Source organism: Streptomyces sp. NPDC051041, from assembly GCF_044456065.1.
Taxonomy (GTDB): Bacteria; Actinomycetota; Actinomycetes; order Streptomycetales; family Streptomycetaceae; genus Streptomyces; species Streptomyces glaucus.
Genome location: NZ_JBITFM010000026.1, coordinates 30,489 through 56,233 on the forward strand (window position 1 = coordinate 30,489; position 25,745 = coordinate 56,233).

At 73.3% G+C, this 25,745-nt stretch carries 26 protein-coding genes; 10 read left to right on the forward strand and 16 right to left on the reverse strand.

Features of this window, described 5'->3' with window-relative positions:
- Window positions 1-315 precede the first annotated feature (315 nt).
- From ACIBAI_RS27615 to ACIBAI_RS27630, 4 genes are all read right to left on the reverse strand, one after another.
- Complete coding sequence (locus ACIBAI_RS27615) at window positions 316-564, reverse strand: beta/gamma crystallin domain-containing protein (RefSeq protein WP_399038384.1); 249 nt, start codon at window positions 562-564, stop codon at window positions 316-318.
- Window positions 565-812: 248 nt separating this feature from the next.
- Window positions 813-1,280: a cupin domain-containing protein gene (locus tag ACIBAI_RS27620; protein ID WP_399038386.1), complete on the reverse strand. Its 468-nt coding sequence runs from the start codon at window positions 1,278-1,280 to the stop codon at window positions 813-815.
- A 379-nt stretch (window positions 1,281-1,659) separates the two neighbouring features.
- Window positions 1,660-2,577 (reverse strand): aldo/keto reductase, encoded by a 918-nt coding sequence (locus tag ACIBAI_RS27625; protein WP_399038388.1) that lies wholly within the window; start codon window positions 2,575-2,577, stop codon window positions 1,660-1,662.
- Between the two features lie 64 nt (window positions 2,578-2,641).
- Window positions 2,642-3,682: a GlxA family transcriptional regulator gene (locus tag ACIBAI_RS27630; protein ID WP_399038389.1), complete on the reverse strand. Its 1,041-nt coding sequence runs from the start codon at window positions 3,680-3,682 to the stop codon at window positions 2,642-2,644.
- A gap of 389 nt (window positions 3,683-4,071) precedes the next feature.
- On the opposite strand from ACIBAI_RS27630, the gene ACIBAI_RS27635 reads away from it, so the two are divergent.
- Window positions 4,072-4,383 carry a hypothetical protein gene (locus ACIBAI_RS27635; protein WP_399038391.1) on the forward strand — a complete coding sequence of 104 codons (312 nt, stop codon included), beginning with the start codon at window positions 4,072-4,074 and terminating at the stop codon, window positions 4,381-4,383.
- Here the strand turns inward: ACIBAI_RS27635 and ACIBAI_RS27640 are convergent.
- The 3 genes from ACIBAI_RS27640 to ACIBAI_RS27650 all read right to left on the reverse strand — a co-directional run bounded on the left by ACIBAI_RS27640 (window position 4,322) and on the right by ACIBAI_RS27650 (window position 8,320).
- Window positions 4,322-5,785, reverse strand: coding sequence for an MFS transporter (locus ACIBAI_RS27640; RefSeq protein ID WP_399038392.1), 1,464 nt, complete (start codon window positions 5,783-5,785; stop codon window positions 4,322-4,324). The genes ACIBAI_RS27635 and ACIBAI_RS27640 overlap by 62 nt on opposite strands.
- A 122-nt stretch (window positions 5,786-5,907) precedes the next feature.
- The gene (locus ACIBAI_RS27645; RefSeq protein ID WP_399038394.1) at window positions 5,908-7,299 is read right to left on the reverse strand and encodes an amidohydrolase family protein; all 1,392 of its coding nucleotides are present in this window, start codon (window positions 7,297-7,299) and stop codon (window positions 5,908-5,910) included.
- Window positions 7,300-7,510: 211 nt separating this feature from the next.
- A complete protein-coding gene (locus ACIBAI_RS27650) occupies window positions 7,511-8,320 on the reverse strand; it encodes an Atu4866 domain-containing protein (protein WP_399038395.1) in 810 nt (269 codons plus the stop codon).
- A 451-nt stretch (window positions 8,321-8,771) separates the two neighbouring features.
- On the opposite strand from ACIBAI_RS27650, the gene ACIBAI_RS27655 reads away from it, so the two are divergent.
- The gene (locus ACIBAI_RS27655; protein ID WP_399038397.1) at window positions 8,772-9,071 is read left to right on the forward strand and encodes an Atu4866 domain-containing protein; all 300 of its coding nucleotides are present in this window, start codon (window positions 8,772-8,774) and stop codon (window positions 9,069-9,071) included.
- Between the two features lie 457 nt (window positions 9,072-9,528).
- On the opposite strand, the gene ACIBAI_RS27660 is transcribed toward ACIBAI_RS27655, so the two are convergent.
- The 3 genes from ACIBAI_RS27660 to ACIBAI_RS27670 form a co-directional block, all read right to left on the reverse strand.
- A complete protein-coding gene (locus ACIBAI_RS27660) occupies window positions 9,529-10,416 on the reverse strand; it encodes a helix-turn-helix transcriptional regulator (RefSeq protein ID WP_399038399.1) in 888 nt (295 codons plus the stop codon).
- Window positions 10,417-10,675: 259 nt separating this feature from the next.
- Window positions 10,676-11,557 (reverse strand): helix-turn-helix transcriptional regulator, encoded by an 882-nt coding sequence (locus ACIBAI_RS27665; protein ID WP_399038400.1) that lies wholly within the window; start codon window positions 11,555-11,557, stop codon window positions 10,676-10,678.
- 268 nt (window positions 11,558-11,825) lie between these two features.
- Window positions 11,826-12,536, reverse strand: coding sequence for a GntR family transcriptional regulator (locus ACIBAI_RS27670; RefSeq protein ID WP_399038402.1), 711 nt, complete (start codon window positions 12,534-12,536; stop codon window positions 11,826-11,828).
- Between the two features lie 144 nt (window positions 12,537-12,680).
- Between ACIBAI_RS27670 and ACIBAI_RS27675 the strand changes: the two genes are divergently transcribed.
- Window positions 12,681-13,103: a VOC family protein gene (locus tag ACIBAI_RS27675; protein WP_399038404.1), complete on the forward strand. Its 423-nt coding sequence runs from the start codon at window positions 12,681-12,683 to the stop codon at window positions 13,101-13,103.
- Window positions 13,100-13,861, forward strand: a complete 762-nt coding sequence (locus ACIBAI_RS27680; protein ID WP_399038406.1) for an SDR family NAD(P)-dependent oxidoreductase — start codon at window positions 13,100-13,102, stop codon at window positions 13,859-13,861. The genes ACIBAI_RS27675 and ACIBAI_RS27680 overlap by 4 nt, the downstream gene beginning before the upstream one ends.
- A gap of 444 nt (window positions 13,862-14,305) precedes the next feature.
- On the opposite strand, the gene ychF is transcribed toward ACIBAI_RS27680, so the two are convergent.
- Entirely contained in the window at window positions 14,306-15,394 is a 1,089-nt protein-coding gene (gene ychF / locus ACIBAI_RS27685; RefSeq protein ID WP_399038408.1) for a redox-regulated ATPase YchF, read from the reverse strand.
- Between the two features lie 480 nt (window positions 15,395-15,874).
- Here ychF and ACIBAI_RS27690 point away from each other — a divergent pair, with 480 nt between their 5' ends.
- Window positions 15,875-16,453: a DUF6542 domain-containing protein gene (locus ACIBAI_RS27690; protein WP_399038410.1), complete on the forward strand. Its 579-nt coding sequence runs from the start codon at window positions 15,875-15,877 to the stop codon at window positions 16,451-16,453.
- Between the two features lie 74 nt (window positions 16,454-16,527).
- Here ACIBAI_RS27690 and ppgK read toward each other — a convergent pair whose 3' ends face one another.
- Window positions 16,528-17,274 (reverse strand): polyphosphate--glucose phosphotransferase, encoded by a 747-nt coding sequence (ppgK, locus tag ACIBAI_RS27695; protein WP_399038412.1) that lies wholly within the window; start codon window positions 17,272-17,274, stop codon window positions 16,528-16,530.
- Between the two features lie 29 nt (window positions 17,275-17,303).
- The gene (locus ACIBAI_RS27700; protein ID WP_399038413.1) at window positions 17,304-18,329 is read right to left on the reverse strand and encodes a 4-hydroxy-3-methylbut-2-enyl diphosphate reductase; all 1,026 of its coding nucleotides are present in this window, start codon (window positions 18,327-18,329) and stop codon (window positions 17,304-17,306) included.
- 167 nt (window positions 18,330-18,496) lie between these two features.
- On the opposite strand from ACIBAI_RS27700, the gene xseA reads away from it, so the two are divergent.
- The 3 genes from xseA to ACIBAI_RS27715 all read left to right on the forward strand — a co-directional run bounded on the left by xseA (window position 18,497) and on the right by ACIBAI_RS27715 (window position 20,679).
- Window positions 18,497-19,705 (forward strand): exodeoxyribonuclease VII large subunit, encoded by a 1,209-nt coding sequence (gene xseA, locus ACIBAI_RS27705; RefSeq protein ID WP_399038415.1) that lies wholly within the window; start codon window positions 18,497-18,499, stop codon window positions 19,703-19,705.
- Window positions 19,706-19,714: 9 nt separating this feature from the next.
- Window positions 19,715-19,969: an exodeoxyribonuclease VII small subunit gene (locus ACIBAI_RS27710; protein ID WP_399038417.1), complete on the forward strand. Its 255-nt coding sequence runs from the start codon at window positions 19,715-19,717 to the stop codon at window positions 19,967-19,969.
- A gap of 119 nt (window positions 19,970-20,088) precedes the next feature.
- The gene (locus ACIBAI_RS27715; RefSeq protein ID WP_399038419.1) at window positions 20,089-20,679 is read left to right on the forward strand and encodes a malonic semialdehyde reductase; all 591 of its coding nucleotides are present in this window, start codon (window positions 20,089-20,091) and stop codon (window positions 20,677-20,679) included.
- Between the two features lie 102 nt (window positions 20,680-20,781).
- On the opposite strand, the gene ACIBAI_RS27720 is transcribed toward ACIBAI_RS27715, so the two are convergent.
- Complete coding sequence (locus ACIBAI_RS27720) at window positions 20,782-21,306, reverse strand: DUF4245 domain-containing protein (protein WP_399038421.1); 525 nt, start codon at window positions 21,304-21,306, stop codon at window positions 20,782-20,784.
- Window positions 21,307-21,433: 127 nt separating this feature from the next.
- Here ACIBAI_RS27720 and glpX point away from each other — a divergent pair, with 127 nt between their 5' ends.
- On the forward strand, window positions 21,434-22,468 hold the full coding sequence (gene glpX, locus ACIBAI_RS27725) for a class II fructose-bisphosphatase (protein ID WP_399038423.1): 1,035 nt from the start codon (window positions 21,434-21,436) through the stop codon (window positions 22,466-22,468).
- 69 nt (window positions 22,469-22,537) lie between these two features.
- Here the strand turns inward: glpX and ACIBAI_RS27730 are convergent, their stop codons facing one another.
- Together ACIBAI_RS27730 and ACIBAI_RS27735 are read right to left on the reverse strand one after the other, a co-directional pair.
- Entirely contained in the window at window positions 22,538-22,915 is a 378-nt protein-coding gene (locus ACIBAI_RS27730; RefSeq protein WP_344605735.1) for a WhiB family transcriptional regulator, read from the reverse strand.
- 173 nt (window positions 22,916-23,088) lie between these two features.
- Entirely contained in the window at window positions 23,089-23,763 is a 675-nt protein-coding gene (locus tag ACIBAI_RS27735) for a DUF1707 domain-containing protein (protein ID WP_399038425.1), read from the reverse strand.
- A gap of 134 nt (window positions 23,764-23,897) precedes the next feature.
- Between ACIBAI_RS27735 and ACIBAI_RS27740 the strand changes: the two genes are divergently transcribed.
- Window positions 23,898-25,577 (forward strand): fumarate hydratase, encoded by a 1,680-nt coding sequence (locus ACIBAI_RS27740; RefSeq protein WP_399038427.1) that lies wholly within the window; start codon window positions 23,898-23,900, stop codon window positions 25,575-25,577.
- Window positions 25,578-25,745 lie beyond the last annotated feature (168 nt).

Here is a 25,745-nt window from a genome sequence, read left to right on the forward strand (position 1 = left end):
CTCCAACCCGGGTTGCAGATCTCTGGCCTGGATTGCGGATCTCTGACCCGGGTTGCAGACGCGGGCCGGTCATGAATCCGCGGTCGGCTTCGCACGAGCCGGCCGTCCTCGCCGCCGGTTCTTCTCGCTCCGTACCGGTAGAGGCCCCTGGCCCGTTTCTTCCAGGCCGGGGACCTTTCCCGAATCGCGACGACAGCACCGTCGGTCACCGGCCGGTCCCGCTCCCCCTGCCCTGCACAACGCGCGTCAAGCCGGCGGGGTGAAGCGGGACGGGCTGCGGCCGGGCAGGTCGGCGCACCGTCCTGGGCTCTTCGATCAGAAGATGCGCAGACGGCTCAGCAGCTTGGCGGAGCCGTCGACATCCCGCTTGGTCGCCCACTTGGGCATGGTGAGGACCTCCCCGCCCAGAACCATGCGGATGCTGTTGTTGCCGGACGAGACCTTGACGGTGTTGGGGAAGTGGACGTCCTGGACACCCGCATTGGCGAAGCAGGCGACCTGGCTGCCGTGGTTGTACCAGATCTTCACGAAATCGTCTCGGTTCCCGCAGTCGGTCCTGTTCATTGCGGCGGCGGGACCCGCAGGCACAAGAGCCGCCAGCACCCCCGCGGTGACCACGGCGAGCGACATACGCAGAGTGACGCGCTTCATGACGAAGCTCCTTCGCATCGATGGAAAAGCACTGCACCGCAGTGCCCGAATCACGGACCTCGCTCCCCGCGGCAGGCAGGGACCGGCATCGACCGGGTGTGCCGGGTGATGGAACGGGCCGGGTCGGGAGCGGGACCGGGCGCCCCGGCGGGGGCCGTTGGTCAGCCGAGGGTGTAGCCGTACTTCCCGGCCACCTCCGCCATGGCGGCCACATCGGCCGGGTCGGGGGGAGGACCGACTCGGCCCCGGACACCGGGGCGGCCGATCTCCTGGAACATGCCGTCCATGCCGCCGGGGACGTAGAGGAAGTACATGCGGGCGGGGTGGCCCGGGCTGGTGTTGCGGAAGGAGTGGCGAACACCCTTGGGGACGTGGACGACCCCTCCGGGCTCGACGTCGAACTCCTCGTCCCCGGCGGTCACGCGGAGGGTGCCGTCGAGGAGGACGAACGTCTCGGACTCACCGTGGTGCGTGTGCGGCGGGGGGCCGGCGTCGGCCGGAACGACGGCCTCGGCCAGGGAGAGCTCTCCGCCGGTGTCGGCGGCGCCGAGCAGCGTGGTGTAGGTGTCTCCGACGAGGAACACCGACGACCCGCCCTCCGGCGGTACGTACAGGGGAGGTAAGGACATGAACCGTTCTTTCCTGTCGGGTGGCTGGTAGTGCTGTGCTCCGCCCGGCTGATGGGACGAGGGTGCGGCCGGCGTGCGGACGGCGGGCCCGTCACCGCGCGGCCGAGCCCCCGTGGCCGGGTCGGTCCCGGCCGTCACCGGGGCAAGGGGGCGGCGTTCCGCATCCGGCCGCTTCGAGGGCTCGCCGTGCCTGTGCACCGCAGGACGGTGCGGGACGGCATGGCGTGACCGGTGCTCCCGACGGTGAGGCGCGTACCGGCGCTGCCCCGGCCCCGCCGGCGTGCCGCGCCGGCGGAGGTGACGAACTCGGTGGCGGGGTTCTCCGCTCCGGTGAACCCGTCGGGCGGCATGGCGAAGCGGCCGGAGCGGGCGTCCGCGCTCAGCTCTTCGGGGCGGAGCCGACTGCGGCAAGCGCCGCGAGCTCGTCGTCGGTCAACTGCGACGAGGCGAGGCGGGAGAGGTGCTCAGCGGAGAGTCGCAGCGTGGACGCGGCGACGTTCTCCTCGAGATGCGCGATCGAGGAGGTGCCGGGAATGGGGCAGATCACAGGTGACCGGGCCAGCAACCAGGCGAGAGCGACCTGTGCGGGCGTCGCGTCCAGGTCTGCCGCCACCTCGGCGACGAGGTGGTCGGCGCGGGCCAGGTCACCGCTCATGATCGGAAACCACGCGACGAACGGGATCCGTTCCCGTTCGCAGTGTTCGAGCACGTCCTCGCCCGCACGGGCCACCACGTTGAACATGTTCTGCACGGCCGCCACATCGATGATCTTCCGTGCGGACTCGATCTGGTCGACGGTGACACTCGACAGTCCGAAGTGCGCGATCTTCCCCTCGTCCTGGAGTTCCCGCATCGTCCCCACCTGCTCGTCGAACGGCACCCGCGGATCGACACGGTGCAGGTAGAAGAGATCTATCCGCTCCCGACCGAGGCGCCGCAGGCTCGCCTCGCACTGCTGGCGCAGGTACGCGGGGCGTCCGAGGGGCTCCCACACCCCCGGCCGCACCTGAGCCTGGCCCGCCTTGGTCGCGATCAGCAGATCGTCGGGATAGGGGTGCAGGGCCTCACGCAGGATCTCCTCGGTCACGCCGAAGGCGTAGGAGTCCGCGGTGTCGATGTGGTCGACGCCGAGTTCGACCGCACGACGCGCGACGCGAACCGCGTTCGCGCGGTCGGCGGGCGGTCCCCAGACGTCCCTGCCGGCGAGACGCATCGCGCCGAAGGACATGCGGTGAACCGTACGGTCGCCGATCCGGACGGTGCCGGACCGCTCGGCCCGCTTCTGTACGTCGTTCATGTTGTTCATGATCAACGCGCTGGTCCGGCACGGGCTACGCAACGACGGACGCAAAAGTTGAACATCACGCCACTCCGGCCGTTTCGGGGCGCCGGCCGCGCGCGGTGCCGAACGTGCGGCGGTAGCGGCCGGGCGGCATCTCCGTGAGCCGGGTGAAGTGGTAGCGGAGCGCCGCCTCCGAACCGAAGCCGCTGGCTTCGGCGATCCGGTCCACGGTCCAGGTGGTGCGCTGCAGCAGCTCCTGTGCCCGGCGCACCTTGGCGCGTTGCAGCCATTCCATCGGCGAGATGCCGACCACATCGCGGAATCGACGTGTGAACGTGCGCGTACTCATGCATGCGTGCTCCGCGAGTGCGGCGACCGTGGACGCCTCGTCGAGATGCTCCTCCGCCCACCGCAGGGTGTCCTGCAGGGAGCGCGTCCGGCCGGGCACCTGCCATCTCGCGTACTGCGTCTGATCACCATCGCGGCGGAGCGGGACGACCATGAACCGTGCGATCTCCGCTGCGAGCGCCGACCCGTGGTCCTGCTCGATCAGGTGCAGCACCAGGTCCAGGGCCGCTGTTCCGCCTCCCGAGGTGAAGAGGCCGCCGTCCTCGACGAACAGGCTCTCCGGCTCCACCCGTACCCTCGGGTGCAGCGCCGCGAGTTCGTCGGCCCAGTGCCAGTGCGTCGTGGCCCTGAAACCGTCGAGCAGGCCCGCAGCCGCGACGAGGAAGGTTCCCAGGCACAGGGACACGACGCGCGTACCCCCGGCGTGTGCGCGTCGGATCGTCTCGATGAGTGCGGCCGGCGTGTGCGGTTGCTCGGGGTAGGCGGGCACGACCAGGGTGTGCGCCGACTCCGCCCAGGACAGGGGCCGGTCGGGGACGAGACGGAAACTCGTGGCGTATCCCGTACGCGTGACAAGGGCACGTTCAGGTCCGACCACAGCGACTTCGTACAGCGCGTCACGCGCGTGATCGTTCGCCGCTGCGAACGCCTGCACGGCCAGAGCGACCTCGAACGCTCCGACACCGTCATGACCGAGGACTGCCACGCGATGCGGGCTCGCCTGGTTGGTGGAGGTGAGCGGGGGATGAAGCATCAGGTCATTCTTCTGCAACTGGAATTCCTCCCGTCGACGGAGGGCGGTGGGCCCCGCGGGCGCCGTGCCCCGCCCGGGCCGGAGACGTCCCGTGCCCGGCAGGCGCTCCGTACGGCGGCCCGCGGGCCCGCTCGGCCCGGCCGCGGATCGCGGCGCACGAAGGAGAGACGGCGGATCCGGTGGTGGCCGCCGCGTGGGACCACGTTCGGCGGCGCGGACCGCTGCGGGCGGACGGGCGGATCCCGGTGACCGCTTCCGGGGAGCCGATGTCACCGACGGGCGGACGGGTCCGGGCGTCCGCCCGGGGCCGGTCCCGGCGTCGTACCGTCGGTCTGCAACTTGCGGTCCAGACGAGGTTCCTCCTGGTGGCCGACATCACGGCGGGTTCCGCGCGAAAGGATCGGCGCATGGAACGAATCGATGCCGCAGTCGCCCTGACCGCCGCTCTGGCCCTCGCCGTCACCGCATGGTCCAAGCCGCTCAAGACCCTGTCGTTCTGGCACCTCGTCGTCGTGTGCGCGGTCTCCTACCCGGTGGGCGCGAAGCTGTTCTCGGTGCTCGAGCCGGCCGGGGCCGGCGCCGTGTGGGCCGAGTGGGCCTTCCTGATGAGCATCGGCCTCCTGTTCGCCGCGCTCGCCGCGTCGGCCCTCCGGCGGGTCAGGACCTTCCAGGGCACCCGCGCCGACCGGCACTCCTACCACCAGGACTTCGACGTGTGAGCGTCCGTCCGCTCCACCGCACCACCTGCGGCCCCGTCAGACCGGTGGGAGCAGCCCGCGCGTCACCGCGTCTCCCGGGCCCTCGTCCCGGCGTCGCCGTACCGGCACCGGCCCCGGTCGCGGCCTGCGGCTCCGGCGGCCTGTGCGCCGGGTGCCGGGTCGCGGGCGGGGGTGCGGGCTCGCGCTGGTGGCGCAGGGCCGGCAGGGTCAGGAGGGCGCCCAGGGCGAGCATCACGGCGATGACGAGCAGGATGCCGCCGAAGCCGGTCCGGGTGAGAGCACCGGTGAGCTGCGGGCCCAGGCTGGCGCCGATGAACATGCTGCATCCGTAGAGGGCGACCGCCGCGCCGCGCGCGTGGGGGGCGGTGGCGTTGATGGTCTCGACGACGGCGGGTGCCGCCGCGGCGACGGCGGCCACGAACAGCAGCAGGGCGACGGCCAGCGCCGCCGTGTGGCCGCCGAGGAAGGAGCCGGCGGCGACGGTGAGCGCGGCCAGGGCGAAGGCGAGGAGCGCGCGCAGGGGCGCGCGGAGCCGTTGGAGCACGGGGGCGAGCAGGGGGACGGCGATCAGGGCGGGCAGTGCGCCGGCTCGCAGGGCGAGGATGGCGGTGGCGTGGCCGGCGATACCCGGTGGGCCGGCGATGGCCACCGCCGTGTAGAGGGCGACGAAGGCGGCCATCAGGGCGACGGTGGCCAGGCACAGGGCGCCCGTCTGGGGGCGGCGCAGCAGTCGTGGCATCGCCGCGAACGCCTGCAGCAGTCCGCCGTCGGCGCCGTGACGCGGGGTGGGCAGCAGTATCCGGCGCACCGGGATCAGGCTCAGGGCCATCAGGGCGGCGCCGAGCCAGAAGACCGCGCGCCAGCCGATGCCGGCCGCGACGGCCTGGGCGCCGATCTGCATGAGGACGGCGGCGGCGAGCATGCCGCTGGTGATGCAGGTGAGGGAAGTGCCGCGGCGCTGTGGCGCGATGTGCCGGGCGACGTAGGAGAGCGCGGAGGGGGCGAAGGTCGCGGCGGTCAGTCCCTGCAGGCCGCGCAGAGTGATGGCCGTGGGGAGGTCGGGGGCGGCGCCGACCGCGGCGGTGGCCGCCGTGGCGGCCACGAGCCCTGCGGTGATCACGGCGCGTGGTCCGTAGCGGTCGCAGAGCGGGCCGGCGAGGAGGAATCCGGCGGCGTAGGCGAGGCCGAACGCGGTCGCCGTCCAGGTGGCCTGCCCGGGTGTGGTGCCGAGCGCGGCGGCCATGGGGTGCAGCAGTGCCAGAACGGTGTACATCTGGCCGACCATCAGGACGCCGAGCGCGGTCAGCAGGACGGTGGCCGGCACGGCCGGAGCCCAGCCCGGCGGCCGGTCGGGCGTGCTGCTGCCCGTTGTGTGCCCGGGCGTGGCGGTGGGGTGGGACATGGGAACTCCGAGAGGACGTCTGGTGGCCCCGTGTGCGCGGCGTGATCGGCCGATGGCACGTGCCGGGGACGGGAACGCCCCCGGCCGGGGGGAGGCCGGCCGGGGGCGGCGGTGGGTGGTGCTCAGGCGGCCGGGGTGTTCAGCACGTACTCGCGCGAGGCGTGGACCTCGCGGCGCAGGGCGGGCAGGTCGACGTCGAGGACGTGGCCGTTCCACTTGCGGGGCTCGCCGCCCACGAGGACGGCGCTGATGTTGCGGGCGTCGGAGCCCAGCACGACGGTGCCGATGGGGTCGTTGAGCGGCATGTTGTTGAGGTCCTCGGCCTGGACGACCAGCAGGTCGGCCTTCTTGCCCGGGGTGAGCGAGCCGGTGACGGCGTCCAGGCCGTTGGTGCGGGCGCCCTGGAGGGTGGCGAAGTCGAGGACGTCGTGGGTGGTGATGCGGCGGGGCTGCCGGTCGGTGCCGTGGGCGGCGTTGACGGCCCGCATCCGCTGGATGGCGTGCAGGGAGCGCATCTGCGTGAACATGTCGCTGGCCAGCGCCACCTCGACGTCGATGCTCAGGCCGGGGCGGATGCCGACGGACAGGGCCTCGTCGACGGCGGGGATCGCGGTCTCCAGCCCGATCTGGGCGTCGGAGGTGGGGGCGAGCGCCACGGTGGTGCCGGTCTCCCCCATCGCCTTCCACGCCTCGCGGGTGAGTCCGGTGGCGTGGATGAGGGTGACGTCGGGGCCGAGGAGGCCGTCCTCGGCCCAGCGCAGGACCGCCTCGGAGGAGGCCGTGCCGAAGACCGCGTCCACGCTCACTCCGATGCCCAGGTCCCTGGCGACGCGGGCGAGTTCGGGGCCGTAGGCGAGCGCCGGTCCGGCGATCTCGTCGGTGGCGAGCGTCGCCAGGCGCAGGGTCAGCAGCTGGTCGTCGCTGCTGAAGTACCGCTCCTTGAGGCGGGCCAGGTCGCCGGGCCACTGCTTGTCCCAGTCGCCGAAGTGCGGGCCCATGGAGGCGTGCACGCCCCGGATGCCGGTGTCGCGCAGAGCCTCGACGGCGGCGTCGGAGTGCTCGGGGGTGCGGGAGTTGTGGGAGAAGTCGAGCATGGTCGTGATGCCGCTGTCGAGCGCGGTGAGGGCGGCCAGCCTGGTGCCGGTGTACATGTCCTGGGGCCGGTAGACGGTGGCGTAGCCGGCCAGGGTGGACATGACGTAGGCGCCGAGGTCGTCGACGTCCGGCATGATCCGGCGCAGCTGGGTCTCCCAGGCGTGCCGGTGGGTGTCGACGAAGCCCGGGCTGAGGACGGTGCCGGTGGCGTCGACGGCCACGGCGTCGCCGGCGTCGAGGCGGGGGCCGACGGCGGTGATGGTGTCGCCCTCGACGAGCAGGTCGGCGTTGTGCAGGACGCCGAGGCCGGGGTCCATGGTGACGATGGTCGCGCCGGTGAACAGGATGCGCCGCTCGGCCGCGGGGCGGCGCCGGAGCTGGTCGAGGACGGCCGCGTCGGTGGTGTCGTTGACGTTCATGGGGGATCCGCTTTCCGTGCGTCGGGGAGGAGGTGGCGGGCTGCCGGCGGCGCCGGCGCTGCTCGGTTCCCGGTCCCGGCCGGCCCGGCCACGGCAACCAGGGCGCCGTTCCCCGGGTGCCGCGCATCCGGGGTCGGGGCGGGTACGGGCACGGTCTTCGAGCCGGTCGTCCGTGGCCCGCACGGCGGCCGGGCGCCGTGCGGGCCGGCGGTCAGCCCAGCTTCATGACGTAGCCCGCGTGGTGCAGTTCGTCGCCCCTGAACTCCCCGTAGGCCCAGAAGCCGAGGTCGTCCAGGTAGTCGATGCGGTCGCCGTCGATCCAGAACCGGCCCTGGTAGGCGTGGCGGCGACCGCCCCGTGTCTCGTCGTAGCGGCCGTCGGCGGTGAGTTCCTGGTGCAGGAAGTCCTCCCGGTCGATCCAGACGCCGAGCCGGGGGCTGCCGGTCAGGTCCGGTGCGGCGGGGATGCCCGTCTCGGGGGCGGTGACCCGGCCGGGGGCGTCGGTGCCCGCCCACAGGACGGGCCGGCCGGCCGCGACCAGGGCGCGGACCTGCTCCGGGCGGGACAGGAGGGTGGCCACCGCGCCGGGCACATCGGCGGCGAGTTCGTCGGGCACCACCAGGAAGTCGGCGGTGTTGCCCGGGGTGAGCGTCGCGACGTGGTCCGAGCGTCGGCCGCGTCCGCCGGCCAGGGCGACAGTGTCCACGACGGCGGGCACGACGGTCGTGCCCGTGCAGTCGACGACGATGGCGTTGTCGTCCTGTGCCGCGGTGACGATGGCGGGGCCGACGCCCACGATCAGGGAACCGACGAACAGGATGTCGGCACCGGTCATGGTCCCGATCAGCGGGTCCATCGTCATGATCCGGGCGTTGGTGAACAGGACCGGACGGCCGCCGTCGTTCGAGACGATCTCGTCGAGGGCCTTGCGGTTCCAGCTCACGGTGCCGGTGCCGGTGTCGGTGCCGGTGCCGGTGCCGGTGTCGGTGTCGGTGTCGGTGTCGGTGTCGGTGATGGTCATGGTGTTCCTCGAGGGGAGTCCGGGGGTACGGCTCGTCGGCCGGCCCGGCGAACCGGGCGGGCGGCGATGCGAGCGGGGCAGCTGCTCGGCGGTCGCGGCAACTGCACGACCACCAGACTCGTCGCCCCGCGGAACCGGAACCAGGCCGCTGCGTTCCCGGGTGCGCGGCACCCATGGTCGGCCCCGCTGCCCGCGGCGGCCCCCGCGGAACGGCCCTGCCGGCGCGGGAGCGACGAGCGGGAGCCGGCGCTCGGCGGTGGCGAGGTCCCGGCGGTCCACGGCCGCGGCCCTGGCACGTTCCGGGTTCACCGCGTCCGGGGGCCCGTCCGGCCGGTCCCCTCGTGCCGCCGCGCCGTCCCGCTCGCGATCGTGGGTGCACGGCCCCCGGGAAGCCCGCACCTGGGGAGGGGACGGCCTGGCTTCCTCCCGTCGCGGGTCCAAGAGTGGAGCCATGACCAGCAACGACATGCCCCGCGACCCGCACCCGTACGTCGGCGTGTGGGTGACCGCGGACGGCTTCATCCGCCAGGAACTGCTGCCGGACGGCCGCTACGACGAGGCCCGCGGAGAGCGCCGGAGCGCCTACACCGGCCGGTACACCGTCACCGGCAGCCACATCGACTACGTCGACGACACCGGCTTCACCGCCACCGGCGACATCCGCGACGGCGTTCTCTTCCACGAGCACCTGGTGCTCTACCGCGAGGGCGACCCGCGCGTCCGCCGGAAAGGCATGGTGTCGCGCGGCTGACAGGGCGCACGGACTCCCCGTCGAGGCCGCCCGCTCCGGGCACCGGTGCCCGGAGCGGGCGGCCGACGTCGCGGTGAGCGCGCCCGTCCCGCGGGATGGGCCATCACGAGGATGCCCGTGGGCAGGGGCGGGAGAACACGGGGCGAAGCCGCGGCGCCGGCCGGAGTCGTCTGCCGCCGGGCCCCCTCGGCCGGGCCGTTCCCGAGCTCCCCGGTCCGCGCGCCGCCGGTCCGCGCGGCAGGATCACGGCCGCGGCCTCGGCCGTCGCGACGCCGGCCGCCCTCGGCCGTCGCTCCCCCCGCCGGCATCGACGTCCGCGGGGTCGTCGTGCGTTCGGCCGCCGGCCGTGCCCGAGCCGCTCGCCGTCCCCGCCTCCTCCCGCACCGGGCGGTGCCATCGGCCCGCGCGGACAGCGGGACGCTCCCCCGGGCGCCCGCGTGCCGCTTCCACGGGCGGGTCACACGGCAGGTCGGGTGCCGCCGGGAGCCGGACCGGACTCCTCCCGCACCATCTGTGCGGATTCCCCTGCTCGGACGCCGGACCGGAGTTCGGCGAAGGCGGCCGCGGTGGGGCTCGCCGGCTCGGCCTGGTAGACGACCAGCTGCTGATGCGGGGCACCGCCGACGGTGAAGGCCGAGAACTGGATCTCCAGAGCGCCCACTTCGGGATGTGCGAGGTGCTTCGCCTGCTGGGTCTTGCCCCGCACCTCGTGTCGTGCCCACAGCCCGGCGAACTCCGCGCTCTTCGCGCAGAGCGTGTCGACGACCTCGGTGATCCGCGGGGAGTCGGGGTCGTGCCCGTAGGCCGCGCGCAGCTCGGCCGCGCACGAGCCGGCGGCCTTGTCCCAGTCCCGGTAGAAGGTACGCCCGGCCGGGTCCAGGAAGACCATGCGGGCCAGGTTGTCGAACCGCTGGAATCCGCTGTGCAGGGCCGCGGCGAGCGCGTTGTGCGCCAGGACGTCCAGGGCCGGTCCCAGGATGAAGGCGGGGGTGCCGGGCCAGCTGTCGATCAGCTGCAGAAGCTGGGGATGGATCCTGTCGTGACCGGCGGGAGCGCTGCGGCGCTCCCGGGATGTCCGGGTGAGTCTGCGCAGGTGGTCGTGTGCCTCGTCGTCGAGGCGGAGGGCGGCGGCGATCGCGTCGATCGTCTGGGGCGACGGGCCGGCCTCCCGGCCCTGCTCCAGGCGCATGTAGTAGTCGGAGCTCACGCCCGCGAGCATGGCGACCTCCTCGCGGCGCAGCCCCGGCACCCGCCTGCGCCCGTACGCCGGCAGGCCCACGTCCTGCGGTTTGAGGGCTTCACGCCGTGCCCTGAGGTATTCACCCAAGGGAGTGCTGTCGCTCATGACCCCAACCTAGACGTTGTCCCGTCACCGGCGCAGCGGGCGCTGCCCCGCCCTGGCACGGAGGGCGGTCCCACGGCTCGAAGCCCTCGGCCCGCCGCGGTCCCCGGTCACCGGGCCCCCTTGCCGGCGGTCTCACCGGCCCGCCGGATCCGGAAGGAGGCCGGGTCCGTCGGGGACGGCGCGCCGGCGCCCACGCGGGTTGGTGCGACCGCCGCGTCCAGCAGGGGCTGCGCCGCTCGACCACCCTGCCGGCCCTCCCTCAGCCGGAGACGGCGCCCGACGCCGCGTCCCGTGCGGACACGGGACCGGCGCTGAGGGAGCCGAGCAGGGCGAGGGCGTCGGCGGAGGGGGTGCCCGGCTCGGCCTGGTAGACGACGAGCTGCTGGGTGCGGGCACTGTTGACGGTGAAGGACTCGTAGTGCAGTTCCAGGTCGCCGACCTGGGAGTGGTGGAAGAGCTTGGCCTCCCTCGTCTTGGTGCGCACGTCGTGGCGCGCCCACAGCGCGCAGAAGTCGTCGCTCTTCAGGGACAGTTCGCCGACGATCTCGCTCAGCCGCGGGTCGTCGGGGTCGATGCCGGCCGCCCGCCGCAGTGTGGCCACGGCCGACCGGGCGGCCCGGTCCCAGTCCCGGTGGAAGCGCCGCGCGACCGGGTCCAGGAACGTCATGCGCAGCAGATTGTCGGCTTGGGCGAAATCGGCGTAGAGGGCGCTCGCGAGCCGGTTGCGGGCCAGGAGGTCCAATGCGGGGCTCAGGACGAGGGCGGGCGTGTCGCTCCACGTGCCGAGCAGCCGCCGCAGGTGCGGGGCGACGCGTTCGACGCGCGCGGCGCGGCGCGTCCGGCGGGTGGTGGGGCCGGCCACCCGGTACAGGTGGGCCACCGCTTCGTCGTCCAGCCGCAGCGCCCGCGCCACGGCCTCGAGCAGCTGCTGGGAGGGGTGGCGTTCGCGGCCCTGTTCCAGACGCGTGTAGTAGTCGGAACTCACCCCCGCGAGCGCGGCCACCTCTTCGCGGCGCAGACCGGGCACCCTGCGGCGGCCGGATACGGGAATGCCCACGTCCTCGGGGCGCAGGCGGGCACGCCGCGCACGGAGGAAACCCCCCAGCGCGTTCTCGACGGCGAGATCCTTGTCGGTGTCCATGCGTGTGAGGCTAGAGCCGCGCACCGCCCTGTCCTACGGGTGAAAGGGGGCGCGTTTCACCTGGGAACAGCGCACCCTGGACAACCGCGGCCCGGTCGGTCCGGGACTGGTTCCGCCCCCTGGGCCGGTCGGCCGGCACGACCCGGATCGCCCTCGGACCGTGGTCGCTCCCGGGCGCACGGGCCGGGCCGGAAGGGTCCTCCTCGGCCGTGTCGCGGGCGCGCGGGCGGCCCGTCTGCGCCGACAGCTGCGCGAGTGCACGGCGCCCTCAGCGGTGGCCGGACGCCTCGGCCCGCTCCGTCACCGCGCGGGCCGGCAAGCCGGCCAGCAGGCTGCGTCGTGCGCAGTCCACGTGCTCCTCGGCCCGGCGGGCGAGTGTCCGGCTGTCGCCGGAGCGCAGGAGAGCGGCCAGTTCGCGGTGCTCGCCGACGACGCGCGCGCGGTAGTGGTCGTAGGCGGCGTCGACGCGGCGCAGCTGGAACAGGTGCACCTGGGAGCGGATCGCCTCCCAGGCGGTGATGAGCCTGCCGTTCCCGGCGGCGCGGTAGATCTGGTCGTGGAAGGCGATGTCCAGCGCCACCAGCCGGTGGGCGTCGCCGCCGTCGGCGATCTCGGCCGTCATCTCCGCCACCAGCCGATCCAGCTCGGACAGGTGCTCCGCGCTCGCGGCCCGCCGCGCGGTGGTCGCGGCCAGGCGGTCCAGCGCGGCCCGCAGCGCGTAGACCTCCTGGACGTCCTCGGCCGTCACCTCGATGACGGTGGTGCTGCGGTGCCAGCCGCCGCGCACCAGCCCCTCGCGCTCCAGCCGGGCCAGCCCTTCCCGGACCGAACCACGGCTGACCTGGAGGTGTTCGGCCAGCTCCACTTCGCGCAGTGCGGCGCCGGGCGGGAAATGGCCGGCGAAGATGGCCGCGCGCACCAGGTCGGCGGCTTCGTCGGCCAGCCCGCGTCTGGCTGCCCTCGGCAGTGCGGATGACATGGAACCAAGGTTGACATCCGGACAATCGTCGGCGCCAGCCCGCACCGTCCGGAGCCCGTCGGGATACATATCCTAATGTTGACATTGGGACATCGCCTCGGTCACGCTGCTGCGGTCACCGCAGCCCACGGGAGGGGACCCCCGATGTCGCACCGACCCGCCGTCCACCTGGCCATCCCGGTCGACGACCTGGTCGCCGCCCGCGGCTTCTACGGACAGGTGCTGGGCCTGCCCGAGGGACGCAGCACCGACCACTGGGTGGACTGGAACCTCGAGGGCCACCAGCTGGTGACCCACCTCGTGCCGACGGCGCCGCGGCCGGCCGGCACGAGCTCGGTGGGGCAGCACCAGGTGCCGATCCCGCACTTCGGTCTGCTGCTGGACGAGCGGCACTTCCACCGGTTCGCCGAGCGGTTGCGAGCCGCCGGGGTGCGATTCGACATCGAGCCGCATCTTCGCTTTCCCGGTGAGCCCGGTGAGCAGTGGACCATGTTCTTCCGTGATCCCGCGGGCAACGCTCTGGAGTTCAAGTCCTTCCGTGACGAGTCGATGGTGTTCGCCCGATGAGGGGCGTACTGGTCACCGGCGGATCGCGGGGCATCGGCCGCGCCGTCGCGAAGGCCTTCGCCGCCGACGGCGACCGGGTCGCGGTGCAGTACGCGGGCCGCCGCGCGGACGCCGAACGGACGCTGCGGGAACTGCCCGGCACCGGACACACGCTGATCCAGGCCGACCTGGGCGAACCCGGCGCGGCCGAGCGGGTCGTGGCCGAGGCGGTGGCCGCGCTCGGCGCGGTGGACGTGCTGGTGAACAACGCCGCCGTGGCGCCCGCGGCGGACACCCGGCATCCGATCGCGCAGACTCCCCTGGCGCACTGGCAGCAGGTCTGGCGGCGGATGGTGGACGTCAACCTCCTGGGCGCGGCCGACTTGAGCTGGGCCACGGCCCGCCACCTCGTCGGCCGGGGCGCCGGCGGTGCGATCGTGAACATCGGCTCGCGCGGCGCGTTCCGGGGCGAACCGGATTTCCCCGCCTACGGGGCGACCAAGGCGGCGCTGCACGCCCTCGGCCAGTCGCTGGCCGTGGCACTGGCCCCGCACGGCATCGCGGTCACCTCCGTCGCGCCCGGATTCGTGGCCACCGAACGGCAGACGGCGAAACTGTCCGGCCCCGAGGGCGAGCGCCTGCGCGCGGAAAGCCCGTTCGGGCGGGTCGGCACCCCGGAGGAGATCGCCGCCGCTGTGCGTTTCCTCGCGTCCCCGGCCGCGGCGTGGGCCTCGGGAACCGTCGTCGACCTCAACGGCGCGTCCCACCTGCGCACCTGACCCGAGGGCCCGGTCCCGGTGCGGTGGAAGCCGCACGCCGGGTTCGGCCGGGGACCCGGAGGAACGCATCGGCGACACCGCCGGCACCGCGCTCCGCGCCGGCTCGGCGGCCTCCCGCCGACGCATCGGGGACCGACAACGCCGGGCGGGCGGAGATTCGTTTCCGCAACGGGCGGAGGCCAGGTGAGGAACGCGCGCCGGATGCCCGGCCGGCCGGGTCGGCTCCCCGGCGCACGGCACGCGGGCTCGTGTGTCCGCTCGGTCCGTCGGCATCCGGCACGAATCCGGCACGGTACGGAGAGGGGGGGCGACGACGGATGACGGGAGGTCGGAGAATCCCGCACCTGTCCAGCACGGTAAAGATCAAGGGGTCTGCCCCCGAAGAGTCAGACCCCTTGCGAGCTGCGTGTCTGCCGGGTCAGCGACGTGGCGCCACGTCACCCGCTACACGTTGAAGCGGAACTCCACCACGTCCCCGTCCTGCATCACGTAGTCCTTGCCCTCCATGCGCGCCTTGCCCTTGGCGCGGGCCTCGGCGACCGAGCCGGCCTCCACCAGGTCGTCGAAGGAGATGACCTCGGCCTTGATGAAGCCCTTCTGGAAGTCGGTGTGGATGACACCGGCGGCCTCGGGGGCGGTGGCGCCCTTCTTGATGGTCCAGGCGCGGGACTCCTTGGGGCCGGCCGTCAGGTAGGTCTGCAGGCCGAGGGTGTCGAAGCCGACGCGGGCCAGGGTCGCCAGGCCCGGCTCGTCCTGGCCGACGGACTGCAGCAGCTCCAGGGCCTCGTCCTCGTCGAGCTCGGCGAGGTCGGCCTCCAGCTTGGCGTTGAGGAAGATCGCCTCGGCGGGGGCGACCAGGGCGCGCTGCTCGTTCTTGAAGTCCTCGTCGACGAGTTCGTCCTCGTCGACGTTGAAGACGTAGAGGAACGGCTTGGTGGTCAGCAGGTGCAGGTCGTGCAGGAGCTCGGCGCGCTCGCTGCCCTGGACGACGCCGTGGGCGAAGAGGGTGTCGCCCTTCTCCAGGATCTCCTTGGCCTCCTCGACGGCCTTGACCTTCGGTGCCACGTCCTTCTTGATCCGCGACTCCTTCTGGAGCCGGGGCAGGACCTTCTCGATCGTCTGGAGGTCGGCGAGGATCAGCTCGGTGTTGATCGTCTCGATGTCGTCCTTGGGCGAGACCTTGCCGTCGACGTGGACGACGTTCTCGTCCTTGAAGGCGCGGATGACCTGGCAGATCGCGTCGGACTCGCGGATGTTCGCCAGGAACTTGTTGCCCAGGCCCTCGCCCTCGGACGCGCCGCGGACGATGCCCGCGATGTCGACGAAGTCGACCGTCGCGGGGAGGATCCGCTCCGACTTGAAGATCTCGGCCAGCTTGGCGAGCCGGGCGTCGGGGACGCCGACCACGCCGACGTTCGGCTCGATGGTGGCGAACGGGTAGTTGGCCGCCAGCACGTCGTTCTTGGTCAGGGCGTTGAACAGGGTCGACTTGCCGACATTCGGCAGACCGACGATTCCGATCGTGAGCGACACGTTGCGACTTCCCGTACGTGAGGATGCGGAGGGCCCGGACGGGGGCCGATCCACCAGTCTACGGGGTGCCCGCGCCCGGCCCGGCACGGTGCCGGATGCCGGGACGGGCTCCGCGAGCTTCGCGCGACGGCGTGTCCGAGAGCCGATTGGGCATATTGACCGACCTAAGTTGGTCCGATGGAGCAACAGCACAGGACGCGACCCGCACAGTACGGACCGCGACGTGGCAGGCCCCCGCTGCCTCCGCAGGGGCGGCGGACGGACACCGGCGGCGCCGGAAGGGGGACGGGCGGTCCCCCGGCGGGGAGCGGCCCGGCGGGGAGCGGCCCGGCGGGGCGGGGCGCCGGGGGAGACGGCTCGCCGGGGAAGGGCGCGGGCGGCTCGGCCGTGCGGAGGAGCGCCGGGGCCGGGGGCGTGAGCGGCGGTGTGACCGGGCGTGGGGGCGGAGGCGGTGCCGCCGGACGCGGAGCCGGGCGGCTCGTGCGGCCCCCGCGCCCCGAGCGGTCCGCGCGGGCGGCCGGGCCGGTGACCCGCGGCGAGGCGTCGCCCGGCGGTGCGGCGCGTGAGGGCGCGGCGCGCGGCGGTGCGGCGCGTGAGGGCGCGGCGTCCCGTCTGCCGGTGGTGCGGCGGCGGTCCGGGCCGTCCGTGGCGCGGGCCGGACGGCGGATGCCCGGCCCGCGGCTGACCGGGCTGGGCGCGGCTCTGTTCTGCGCGGTGGCGATGTGCGTGCTCGGTGTGCTCGACCGGGTGCTGTTCGGGGCGTCGCCGACGGCGTACGGGGTGCTGTTCCTGCCGGTGTGCGTGCTGACCGCGGTGTGGGTGCGCCGGGGGGACCTGGCGGCCGCGCCCGTGGTGGCGCCGATCGCCTTCGCCGTGGGGCTGCTGCCCGTGGCCGGGAGCGGGGACGGGGCCGGCGGCCGGCTGATGGGGTTCGTCACCGCGCTGGCCACCGAGGCCGGATGGCTGTACGGGGGAACCCTGGTCACGGGCGCGATCGTGCTCGTCCGCAGGATCCGGCTGGTCAGGCGCCGGGCCGCCGGGAAGCGCCCGGCGGCCTGAGCCCCGCCCGCGCCGCCCGTGTCCCCCCGGGCTCCCGGGCCGGCGGTCCCGCCCCGGCCCCGGGCCCCGGCCTCCTACTCCCTCTCGGCCGCCCGCATGGCCGCCCCCACGATCCCCGCGTTGTTCTGCAGCTGCGCCGGGACGATCTCCGCCTCGATGCCCTCGATGTGGGGCAGGAACTTGTGGGCCTTGCGGCTGACGCCGCCGCCGATGATGAACAGCTCCGGGGAGAAGAGCATCTCGACGTGGGCGAGGTACCGCTGGACGCGGTGCGCCCACTGCTCCCACGTCAGGTCGCGGTCCTCCTTGACCTTGCTGGAGGCGCGCTTCTCCGCCTCGTGCCCGTCCAGCTCCAGGTGGCCCAGCTCGGTGTTGGGGACGAGGGTGCCGTCGACGAAGACGGCGCTGCCGATGCCGGTGCCGAAGGTGAGGACGACGACCGTGCCCCGCCTGCCGCGTCCCGCGCCGAAGTGCATCTCGGCGACGCCCGCCGCGTCCGCGTCGTTGACCACCGTGACCGGCAGGCCGCCCAGGCGCTCGGCGAACAGCGCCCGCGCGTCCTTGTCGACCCAGCTCTTGTCGACGTTCGCCGCCGTACGGATCAGGGCGCCGCCGGTCACCACGCCCGGGAACGTCAGCCCGACCGGCCCCGTCCAGCCGAAGTGCCCGACGACCTCGCGCACGCCGTCGGCCACCGCGTCCGGCGTGGCCGGGTGCGGGGTGAGCACCTTGTGGCGCTCCTGCGCGAGGTCGCCCCTGTCCAGGTCCACGGGAGCGCCCTTGATCCCGGATCCGCCGATGTCCACGCCGAAGATCTGCATGGCCCCACGGTACGACGTACGCTCGGCGGTCACTCCGCGGATGCCGGCCCGGAGCCGCTTCCGCCGCGCTCCGCCACCAGGGCCGCCGCCTCCTCGCGCAGGTCGCGGCGCAGTTCCTTGGGCAGCGAGAAGGTGATCGACTCCTCGGCGGCCTTCACGATCTCGACGTCCTCGAAGCCGCGCTGCGCGAGCCACTCCAGCACCTGCTCGACCAGGACCTCCGGCACCGAGGCGCCCGAGGTGACGCCGACCGTGGCCACGCCCTCCAGCCAGGCCTCGTCGATCTCGTCGGCGAAGTCCACGAGATACGCCGCGCGGGCGCCCGCGAGCTTGGCGACCTCGACCAGCCGCTTGGAGTTGGAGGAGTTCCGGGAGCCGACGACGATGACCAGGTCGGCCTCGGCACCCATCTGCTTCACCGCGAGCTGGCGGTTCTGCGTGGCGTAGCAGATGTCGTCGCTGGGCGGGGAGACCAGCTGCGGGAACTTCTCCTTCAGGGCGTCGACGGTCTCCATGGTCTCGTCGACGGAGAGGGTGGTCTGGGAGAGCCAGACCACCTTGGAGGGGTCGCGCACCTCCACCTTGGCGACGTCCTCGGGGCCGTCGACCAGCTGGATGTGGTCGGGGGCCTCGCCGGAGGTGCCGATGACCTCCTCGTGGCCCTCGTGGCCGATCAGGAGGATGTCGTAGTCCTCCTTGGCGAAGCGGACGGCCTCCTTGTGGACCTTGGTGACCAGGGGGCAGGTCGCGTCGATGGTGGCGAGCCGGCCGCGCCTGGCCTCCTCGTGGACGACGGGGGCCACGCCGTGCGCCGAGAACATCACGATGTTGCCCGGCGGCACCTCCTCCGTCCGCTCGACGAAGACGGCGCCCTTCTTCTCCAGGGTCTGCACGACGTACTTGTTGTGGACGATCTCGTGCCGGACGTAGACGGGAGCCCCGTACTGCTCCAGGGCTTTCTCGACGGCGATCACGGCGCGGTCCACACCCGCGCAGTAGCCCCGGGGGGCGGCGAGCAGGACACGGCGGCCAGACGAAGCGGTCATGGCACCCATCGTAAGGCCGCGTCGGGGGGTCGAAGATCGCGTGCCGCGGCGCTCCGGGGAGGCGGGCGGCGGGCCGCCCCGCACGGGTGCCGGCCCGCGCGGGGCGGATGATCCGCGCCGCGCGGGGCGGGCCGGCGCGGGTCCCGTTGTCGGCGGCGGCCGTTACGCTCGGGCGCATGGCTGTCAACACGTCCCCCGAGTCCCCGCTGCCCGTCGGCGAGGTGTCGCGGCTGATCGGCGGGTGGATCGACCGGCTCGGCGCGGTCTGGGTCGAGGGGCAGATCACGCAGCTGTCGCGGCGGCCGGGCGCCGGGGTGGTGTTCCTGACGCTGCGGGACCCGTCGTACGACGTCTCCGTCAGCGTCACCTGCTACCGGCAGGTGTTCGACGCGGTGGCCGACGTCGTCGGCGAGGGCACCCGGGTCGTCGTCCACGCCAAGCCGGAGTGGTACGCCCCGCGCGGGCAGCTGTCGCTGCGGGCCGCCGAGATCAAGCCCGTGGGCGTCGGGGAGCTCCTCGCGCGGCTGGAACAGCTGAAGAAGGCCCTCGCGCGCGAGGGGCTGTTCGCGCCGGAGCGCAAGAAGCCGCTGCCCTTCCTGCCGCGGCTGATCGGCCTGGTCTGCGGTCGCGCCTCGGCCGCCGAGCGGGACGTGCTGGAGAACGCCCGGCGCCGCTGGCCCGCCGTCCGCTTCGAGGTGCGCAACGTCGCCGTGCAGGGCGTGCACGCCGTGCCGCAGGTCGTGCAGGCCGTCAAGGAGCTCGACGAGCTCGACGCCGTGGACGTGATCATCGTGGCGCGCGGCGGCGGCAGCGTGGAGGACCTGCTGCCGTTCTCCGACGAGCAGCTCGTGCGGGCCGTGGCGGCCTGCCGTACGCCCGTGGTGTCCGCGATCGGGCACGAGCCGGACAACCCGCTGCTGGACCACGTGGCCGACCTGCGCGCCTCGACGCCCACCGACGCCGCCAAGAAGGTCGTGCCGGACGTCGGCGAGGAGTACGAGCGGGTACGGCTGCTGCGGGACCGCGCGCGGCGCTGCGTGGAGGCGCTGGTCGAGCGGGAGGAGCGGGGCCTGGCCCACGCGCTCGCCCGGCCCTCGATGGAGGACCCGCACCGGATGGTCGACGAGCGGGCCGAGCAGGTGGCGTCCCTGCTCGACCGGGGCCGGCGCTCCCTGCGGCACGCGCTCGACCGCGCCGACTCCGAGCTGACGCACACGCACGCGCGCGTGGTGGCCCTCTCTCCGGCCGCGACCCTGCGGCGGGGGTACGCCGTGCTGCAGCGGGCCGACGGCCAGGCGGTCCGCGCCCCCGGCGAGGTGGCGGCCGGCGAGGCGCTGCGCGCCCGGGTCGCCGAGGGCGAGTTCTCCGTACGAGTCGACGCATAGGGTGAGGGGATGACCAGCGAGGTGGAGCAGACGGCGGCCGTGGCCGAGGCGCTCGGGTACGAGCAGGCGCGGGACGAGCTGATCGAGGTCGTGCGGCGGCTGGAGGCCGGCGGTACGACGCTGGAGGAGGCGCTCGCGCTGTGGGAGCGGGGCGAGGAGCTGGCCCGGATCTGCCGGCGCCGGCTGGACGGGGCGCGGGCCCGGCTGGACGCGGCGCTGGCCGAGGAGGAGACGGCGGACGCCGGGGACGAGGACGGGGAGTAGGCCGCGGTCCGGCCGCGCGGGCTGTGAAGCGGATCACCACACCCCCCTTTTGATTGAAGCTTGAACTTCTTCGGCGTATCGTCGGGAACGCAAAGTCGATCCCTGACGAAGGTTGCTCCATGTCCCTCGTTCTTGACCCCGCCGCCCAGGACCTGCTGTTCCGCGAGGCGCGCACCGCGAACACCTTCACCGACGAGCCGGTGACCGACGAGCAGGTGCAGGCGATCTACGACCTGGTCAAGTACGGCCCCACCGCCTTCAACCAGTCCCCGCTGCGCATCACGCTGGTCCGCTCCCCCGAGGCCCGCGAGCGCCTGGTCGGGCACCTGGCCGAGGGCAACCGGGCGAAGACCGCCGCCGCCCCGCTGGTCGCGATCCTGTCCGCGGACAACGAGTTCCACGAGGAGCTGCCGCACCTCTTCCCGCACTTCCCCGAGGCCAAGGACGCCTTCTTCGCCGAGCGCCCGGCCCGGGAGAGCGCCGCCACGCTGAACGCCGCGCTCCAGGCCGCGTACTTCATCGTCGGCGTCCGCGCCGCCGGCCTCGCCGCCGGGCCGATGACCGGCTTCGACTTCGAGGGCGTCCGCAAGGAGTTCCTGGACGACGACCACACCCCGCTGATGATCGTCAACATCGGCAAGCCGGGCCCGGACGCCTGGTACCCGCGCTCCCCGCGCCTGGCCTACGAGCAGGTCGTCACCACCGTCTGAGACGCCCCGGGCCCGGGACGCCCCGGGCCCCGCGCACGACGAAGGCCTCCGGCACATCGCCGGAGGCCTTCGTCGTGTCCGTGCGCCGGGGGCGGGGCGCGCTCACTCCAGCTTCAGCGCCGCCGCCATCGCCGCCAGCCGGTCGAACGACGCCGTGCCCGTCACCACCGTCGTGGAGTCGTCCGTGTCCTGCAGCACCAGGGCGTCGTAGCGGCCGCCCTCGTACCGCTTCCACGTGCGGCCGCCGAGCTCCTGGGTGACGTCGGTCTCCCGGGCGCCCTGGCTCGCCTCCTCGATGAACGCGGCCGGCTTCTGCGTGGACTGCTCGACCGCCACGTACTCGCCGTCGGGGGCGTGGAAGCCCAGGTGCCAGGCGTCGTGCTCGTCGCCGCGGAAGCGGACGGAGGTCGCCTTCCAGTCCCGGGCCAGGCCCTCGGGCGCGGCCACCGGGTAGGGGGCGGCGCGGCGCGCGGTGAGCAGCTCGACGCGGTAGTCGACCCGCTTGAGGTCGGGGGCCCGGTCGTCGTGCGGGATGAAGAGGTACATCACCAGCCCCACGAGCACGATGACCACCATGGAGAGGACCATGTCCCGCGCCGTCTTCTGCTTGCCGTTCGTGCCTGCCACGCTCTCTATCGTCGCAGGTCGCCGGAGCGCTCATCCGTGGGGTCCCCTGCTCATTTTGTCTGCCCGGCGATAGAGTCGGACGACAACACCCTCATCCGGCCGTCGTCGTACAGAAAGGTGCGCTCCGATGACCGAGCACCACCACTTGCCGTCCGAGCTCGACGTCCCCTCCGAGGCTCCCGACCGCAACCTCGCCCTCGAACTCGTCCGGGTGACCGAAGCCGCGGCGATGGCCGCGGGCCGCTGGGTCGGGCGCGGCGACAAGAACGGCGCCGACGGTGCCGCGGTGCGCGCCATGCGGACCCTCGTCTCGACCGTCTCGATGAACGGCGTCGTCGTCATCGGCGAGGGGGAGAAGGACGAGGCCCCGATGCTCTTCAACGGGGAGCGCGTCGGCGACGGGACCGGAGCCGAGTGCGACATCGCCGTCGACCCGATCGACGGCACCACGCTGACCGCCAAGGGCATGCCGAACGCGATCGCGGTGCTGGCCGCCGCGGAGCGCGGGTCGATGTTCGACCCGTCGGCCGTGTTCTACATGGACAAGCTGGTGACCGGGCCGGAGGCGGCCGACTTCGTGGACATCGACGCGCCGGTGTCCGTGAACATCCGCCGGGTCGCCAAGGCCAAGCGGTCCACGCCCGAGGGCGTCACGGTCTGCATCCTCGACCGGCCGCGCCACGAGGGCCTCATCGAGGAGGTCCGGGAGACCGGCGCCCGGATCAAGCTGATCTCCGACGGCGACGTGGCCGGCTCCATCCTGGCGCTGCGCGAGGACACCGGCATCGACCTGCTGCTGGGCATCGGCGGCACGCCGGAGGGCATCATCTCGGCCTGCGCCGTGAAGTGCCTGGGCGGCACCATCCAGGGCAAGCTGTGGCCCAAGGACGACGCGGAGCGGCAGCGGGCGATCGACGCCGGGCACGACCTGGACCGGGTGCTGACCACCGACGACCTGGTCTCCGGCGACAACGTCTTCTTCGCCGCGACCGGCATCACCGACGGTGAGCTGCTGCGCGGGGTGCGGTACCGGTCGGAGACCGCCACGACCTCGTCCATCGTGATGCGGTCCAAGTCGGGGACGGTGCGGCGGATCGACTCCGAGCACCGCCTGAGCAAGCTGCGGGCGTACAGCGCGATCGACTTCGACCGGGCCAAGTAGCGCCGGCGGCCGCGCGGCGACGGGGCGCCTGCGGTGCAACGGGGGCGCCCCGCCTCGGGCCGGGGCGGATCAGCCCGCCGCGGCTATGCGGCCCGCCGCCCGGGCCGCCTTCTTCAGTTCCACGTCGCGGCGACGGCGCCGGGCGAGGACCACGCGGCGTTCGGCGGCGGTGAGGCCGCCCCAGACGCCGTACGGCTCGGGCTGCAGGAGGGCGTGCTCGCGGCACTCGACCATCACCGGACAGCGCGCGCAGACGCGCTTGGCCGCCTCCTCGCGCGAGAGCCGGGCGGCGGTGGGTTCTTTGGAGGGCGCGAAGAACAGGCCGGCCTCGTCGCGCCGGCACACCGCCTCGGTGTGCCACGGGGCGTCCTGGTCCCGGTCTCGCGCTGGCACCCGCTGGGCCGGAACGGCAGCTACCTGCAGGGACGAATGCGGCGGTTGCAGCACGGTCTACTCCTGACGACGGCTTCGCGAGCGAGAGACGATGCAGCAAGCCCTACCCGCTGTACGCGCGCCTATGCACTGAGTTTCCGACCGCCGGTCCCGGCGGCCGCCGGGCACCCCCATCGGCTGACCGGATCACCACCGGATGTTTCCGTAAATGATCGAATTAACAACCGTCAACGGTCGAGGCGCTTGCGCAAACCCCTGTCGACCGTGCGCTGGACCCGGTCGAGGATGTCCGCGACGATCCGGCCCCGCCGGGGCCGCGCCTCCACGTTGCCCAGCACCGCCCAGCCGTCGATGTAGACGACGGGGGCCTCGGGTTCGGCCGAATCCAGCGTGTGCACCTCGAAGTTGCCGAGCACGCCGCCGCCCATGCCGCGCAGCGAGACGTTCTCCGGGACGCGGACCTCAACGTTGCCGAGGACCGAGAACACCTTGACGACGACCTGCCGGTGCTCGAAGAGCGCCTCGCTGAGGTCGATCTCCACACTGCCGAAGACCGCGTACACGTGGATCCGGCGCCCCGGGCGCCAGCGGCCCCTGCGGACGGCGTTGCTGAGGACCGCCACCACGGTGTCGTCGGGGTCCGCGGGGATCACGCCGGCCGGGGGGCGGCCGGGGGCCGGGGCGGGGCGCGGGGCGTGCGCGGCGGGCAGGTCCCGTATGTGGACGTCCAGCTCGCCGACGGTCTTGGCGCTCAGCACCCCCTCGACCCGCTCGGCGTGCTCCTCGGCGGTCAGCCGGCCCTCGGCGAGGGCCTCGCGCAGGATGTCGGCGACGCGGTCGCGGTCGGCGTCGGAGGCGCGCAGCTCGGAGGCGGCGGGCGGAGTCTGCTTCTGAAGGTCCACGACGGCAGCGTACCGAAACGCGATAGATCGCGACCAGACCCACTGAGGACAACCTCACAAATACGCCGCCGCGGGCAGGTTCTACGCTGGTGGGCGCCCGCCGGAGGAGGCGGTCGCCGTCTGTCGAGTGAGGAATGGGCGAGATGCCTGAGTTCGCGTACACCGATCTGCTCCCCACGGGAGAGGACACCACCCCGTACCGGCTGGTGACCTCCGAGGGTGTCTCCACGGTCGAGGGGCCGGACGGGCGGACGTTCCTGAAGGTGGAGCCGGAGGCGCTGCGCAAGCTGGCCGAGGAGGCCATCCACGACATCCAGCACTACCTGCGCCCCGCGCACCTGGCGCAGCTGCGGCGCATCGTCGACGACCCGGAGGCGAGCGCCAACGACAAGTTCGTCGCGCTGGACCTGCTGAAGAACGCGAACATCGCGGCGGCGGGCGTGCTCCCCATGTGCCAGGACACCGGCACCGCGATCGTCATGGGCAAGCGCGGGCAGAACGTGCTGACCGCCGGCCGCGACGAGGAGGCCCTGTCCCGCGGCATCTACGACGCATACACCAAGCTCAACCTGCGCTACTCGCAGATGGCTCCCCTGACCATGTGGGAGGAGAGGAACACCGGCTCCAACCTCCCCGCCCAGATCGAGCTGTACGCGACCGACGGCGACGCCTACAAGTTCCTGTTCATGGCCAAGGGCGGCGGCAGCGCCAACAAGAGCTTCCTCTACCAGGAGACGAAGGCCGTCCTGAACGAGGCCTCCATGATGAGGTTCCTGGAGGAGAAGATCCGCTCGCTGGGCACGGCCGCCTGCCCGCCGTACCACCTGGCGATCGTCGTCGGCGGCACCAGCGCCGAGTACGCGCTGAAGACCGCCAAGTACGCCTCCGCGCACTACCTGGACAACATGCCGACCGAGGGCTCGCCGCTCGGCCACGGCTTCCGGGACAAGGAGCTGGAGGAGAAGGTCTTCGAGCTCACCCAGAGGATCGGCATCGGCGCGCAGTTCGGCGGCAAGTACTTCTGCCACGACGTGCGCGTGATCCGCCTGCCCCGGCACGGCGCGTCCTGCCCGGTGGCCCTCGCCGTCTCCTGCTCCGCCGACCGCCAGGCCGTCGCGAAGATCACCGCCGAGGGCGTCTTCCTGGAGCGGCTGGAGAAGGACCCGGCGCGCTTCCTGCCGGACACCACGGACGAGCAGCTGGAGTCGGACGGCGACGTCGTCCGCGTCGACCTCAACCAGCCGATGGACGCCATCCTCGCCGAGCTGACCAAGTACCCGGTCAAGACCCGCCTGTCGCTCACCGGCCCGCTCGTCGTCGCCCGCGACATCGCGCACGCCAAGATCAAGGAGCGGCTGGACCGCGGCGAGGAGATGCCGCAGTACCTGAAGGACCACCCGGTGTACTACGCCGGCCCGGCCAAGACCCCCGAGGGCTACGCCTCCGGTTCCTTCGGGCCCACCACGGCCGGCCGCATGGACTCCTACGTCGAGCAGTTCCAGGCGGCGGGCGGCTCCAAGGTGATGCTCGCCAAGGGCAACCGCAGCAAGCAGGTCACCGAGGCCTGCGCCCGGCACGGCGGCTTCTACCTCGGCTCCATCGGCGGCCCGGCCGCCCGCCTCGCCCAGGACTGCATCAAGAAGGTCGAGGTCGTCGAGTACGAGGAGCTCGGCATGGAGGCCGTCTGGAAGATCGAGGTCGAGGACTTCCCGGCGTTCATCGTCGTGGACGACAAGGGCAACGACTTCTTCCAGGACCCCGCCCCGCAGCCGACCTTCACCTCGATCCCGGTGCGCGGTCCCGGGCTCGCGTGAGCGGCGCTCCCGGCCCGGCGGGGCCCCGGCCGGAGGCACCGGCCGGGGGCCCCCGCCCCCCCGGCCCCCCGCCCCCGCGGGGGGGGGCGCGCCGCCGGGGCCGCCCCGGCCCGCCCGGCAAGCCCCCGGGGGGGGGGGGGGGGGCCGGGGCGGGGGGGTGAGGCCGGG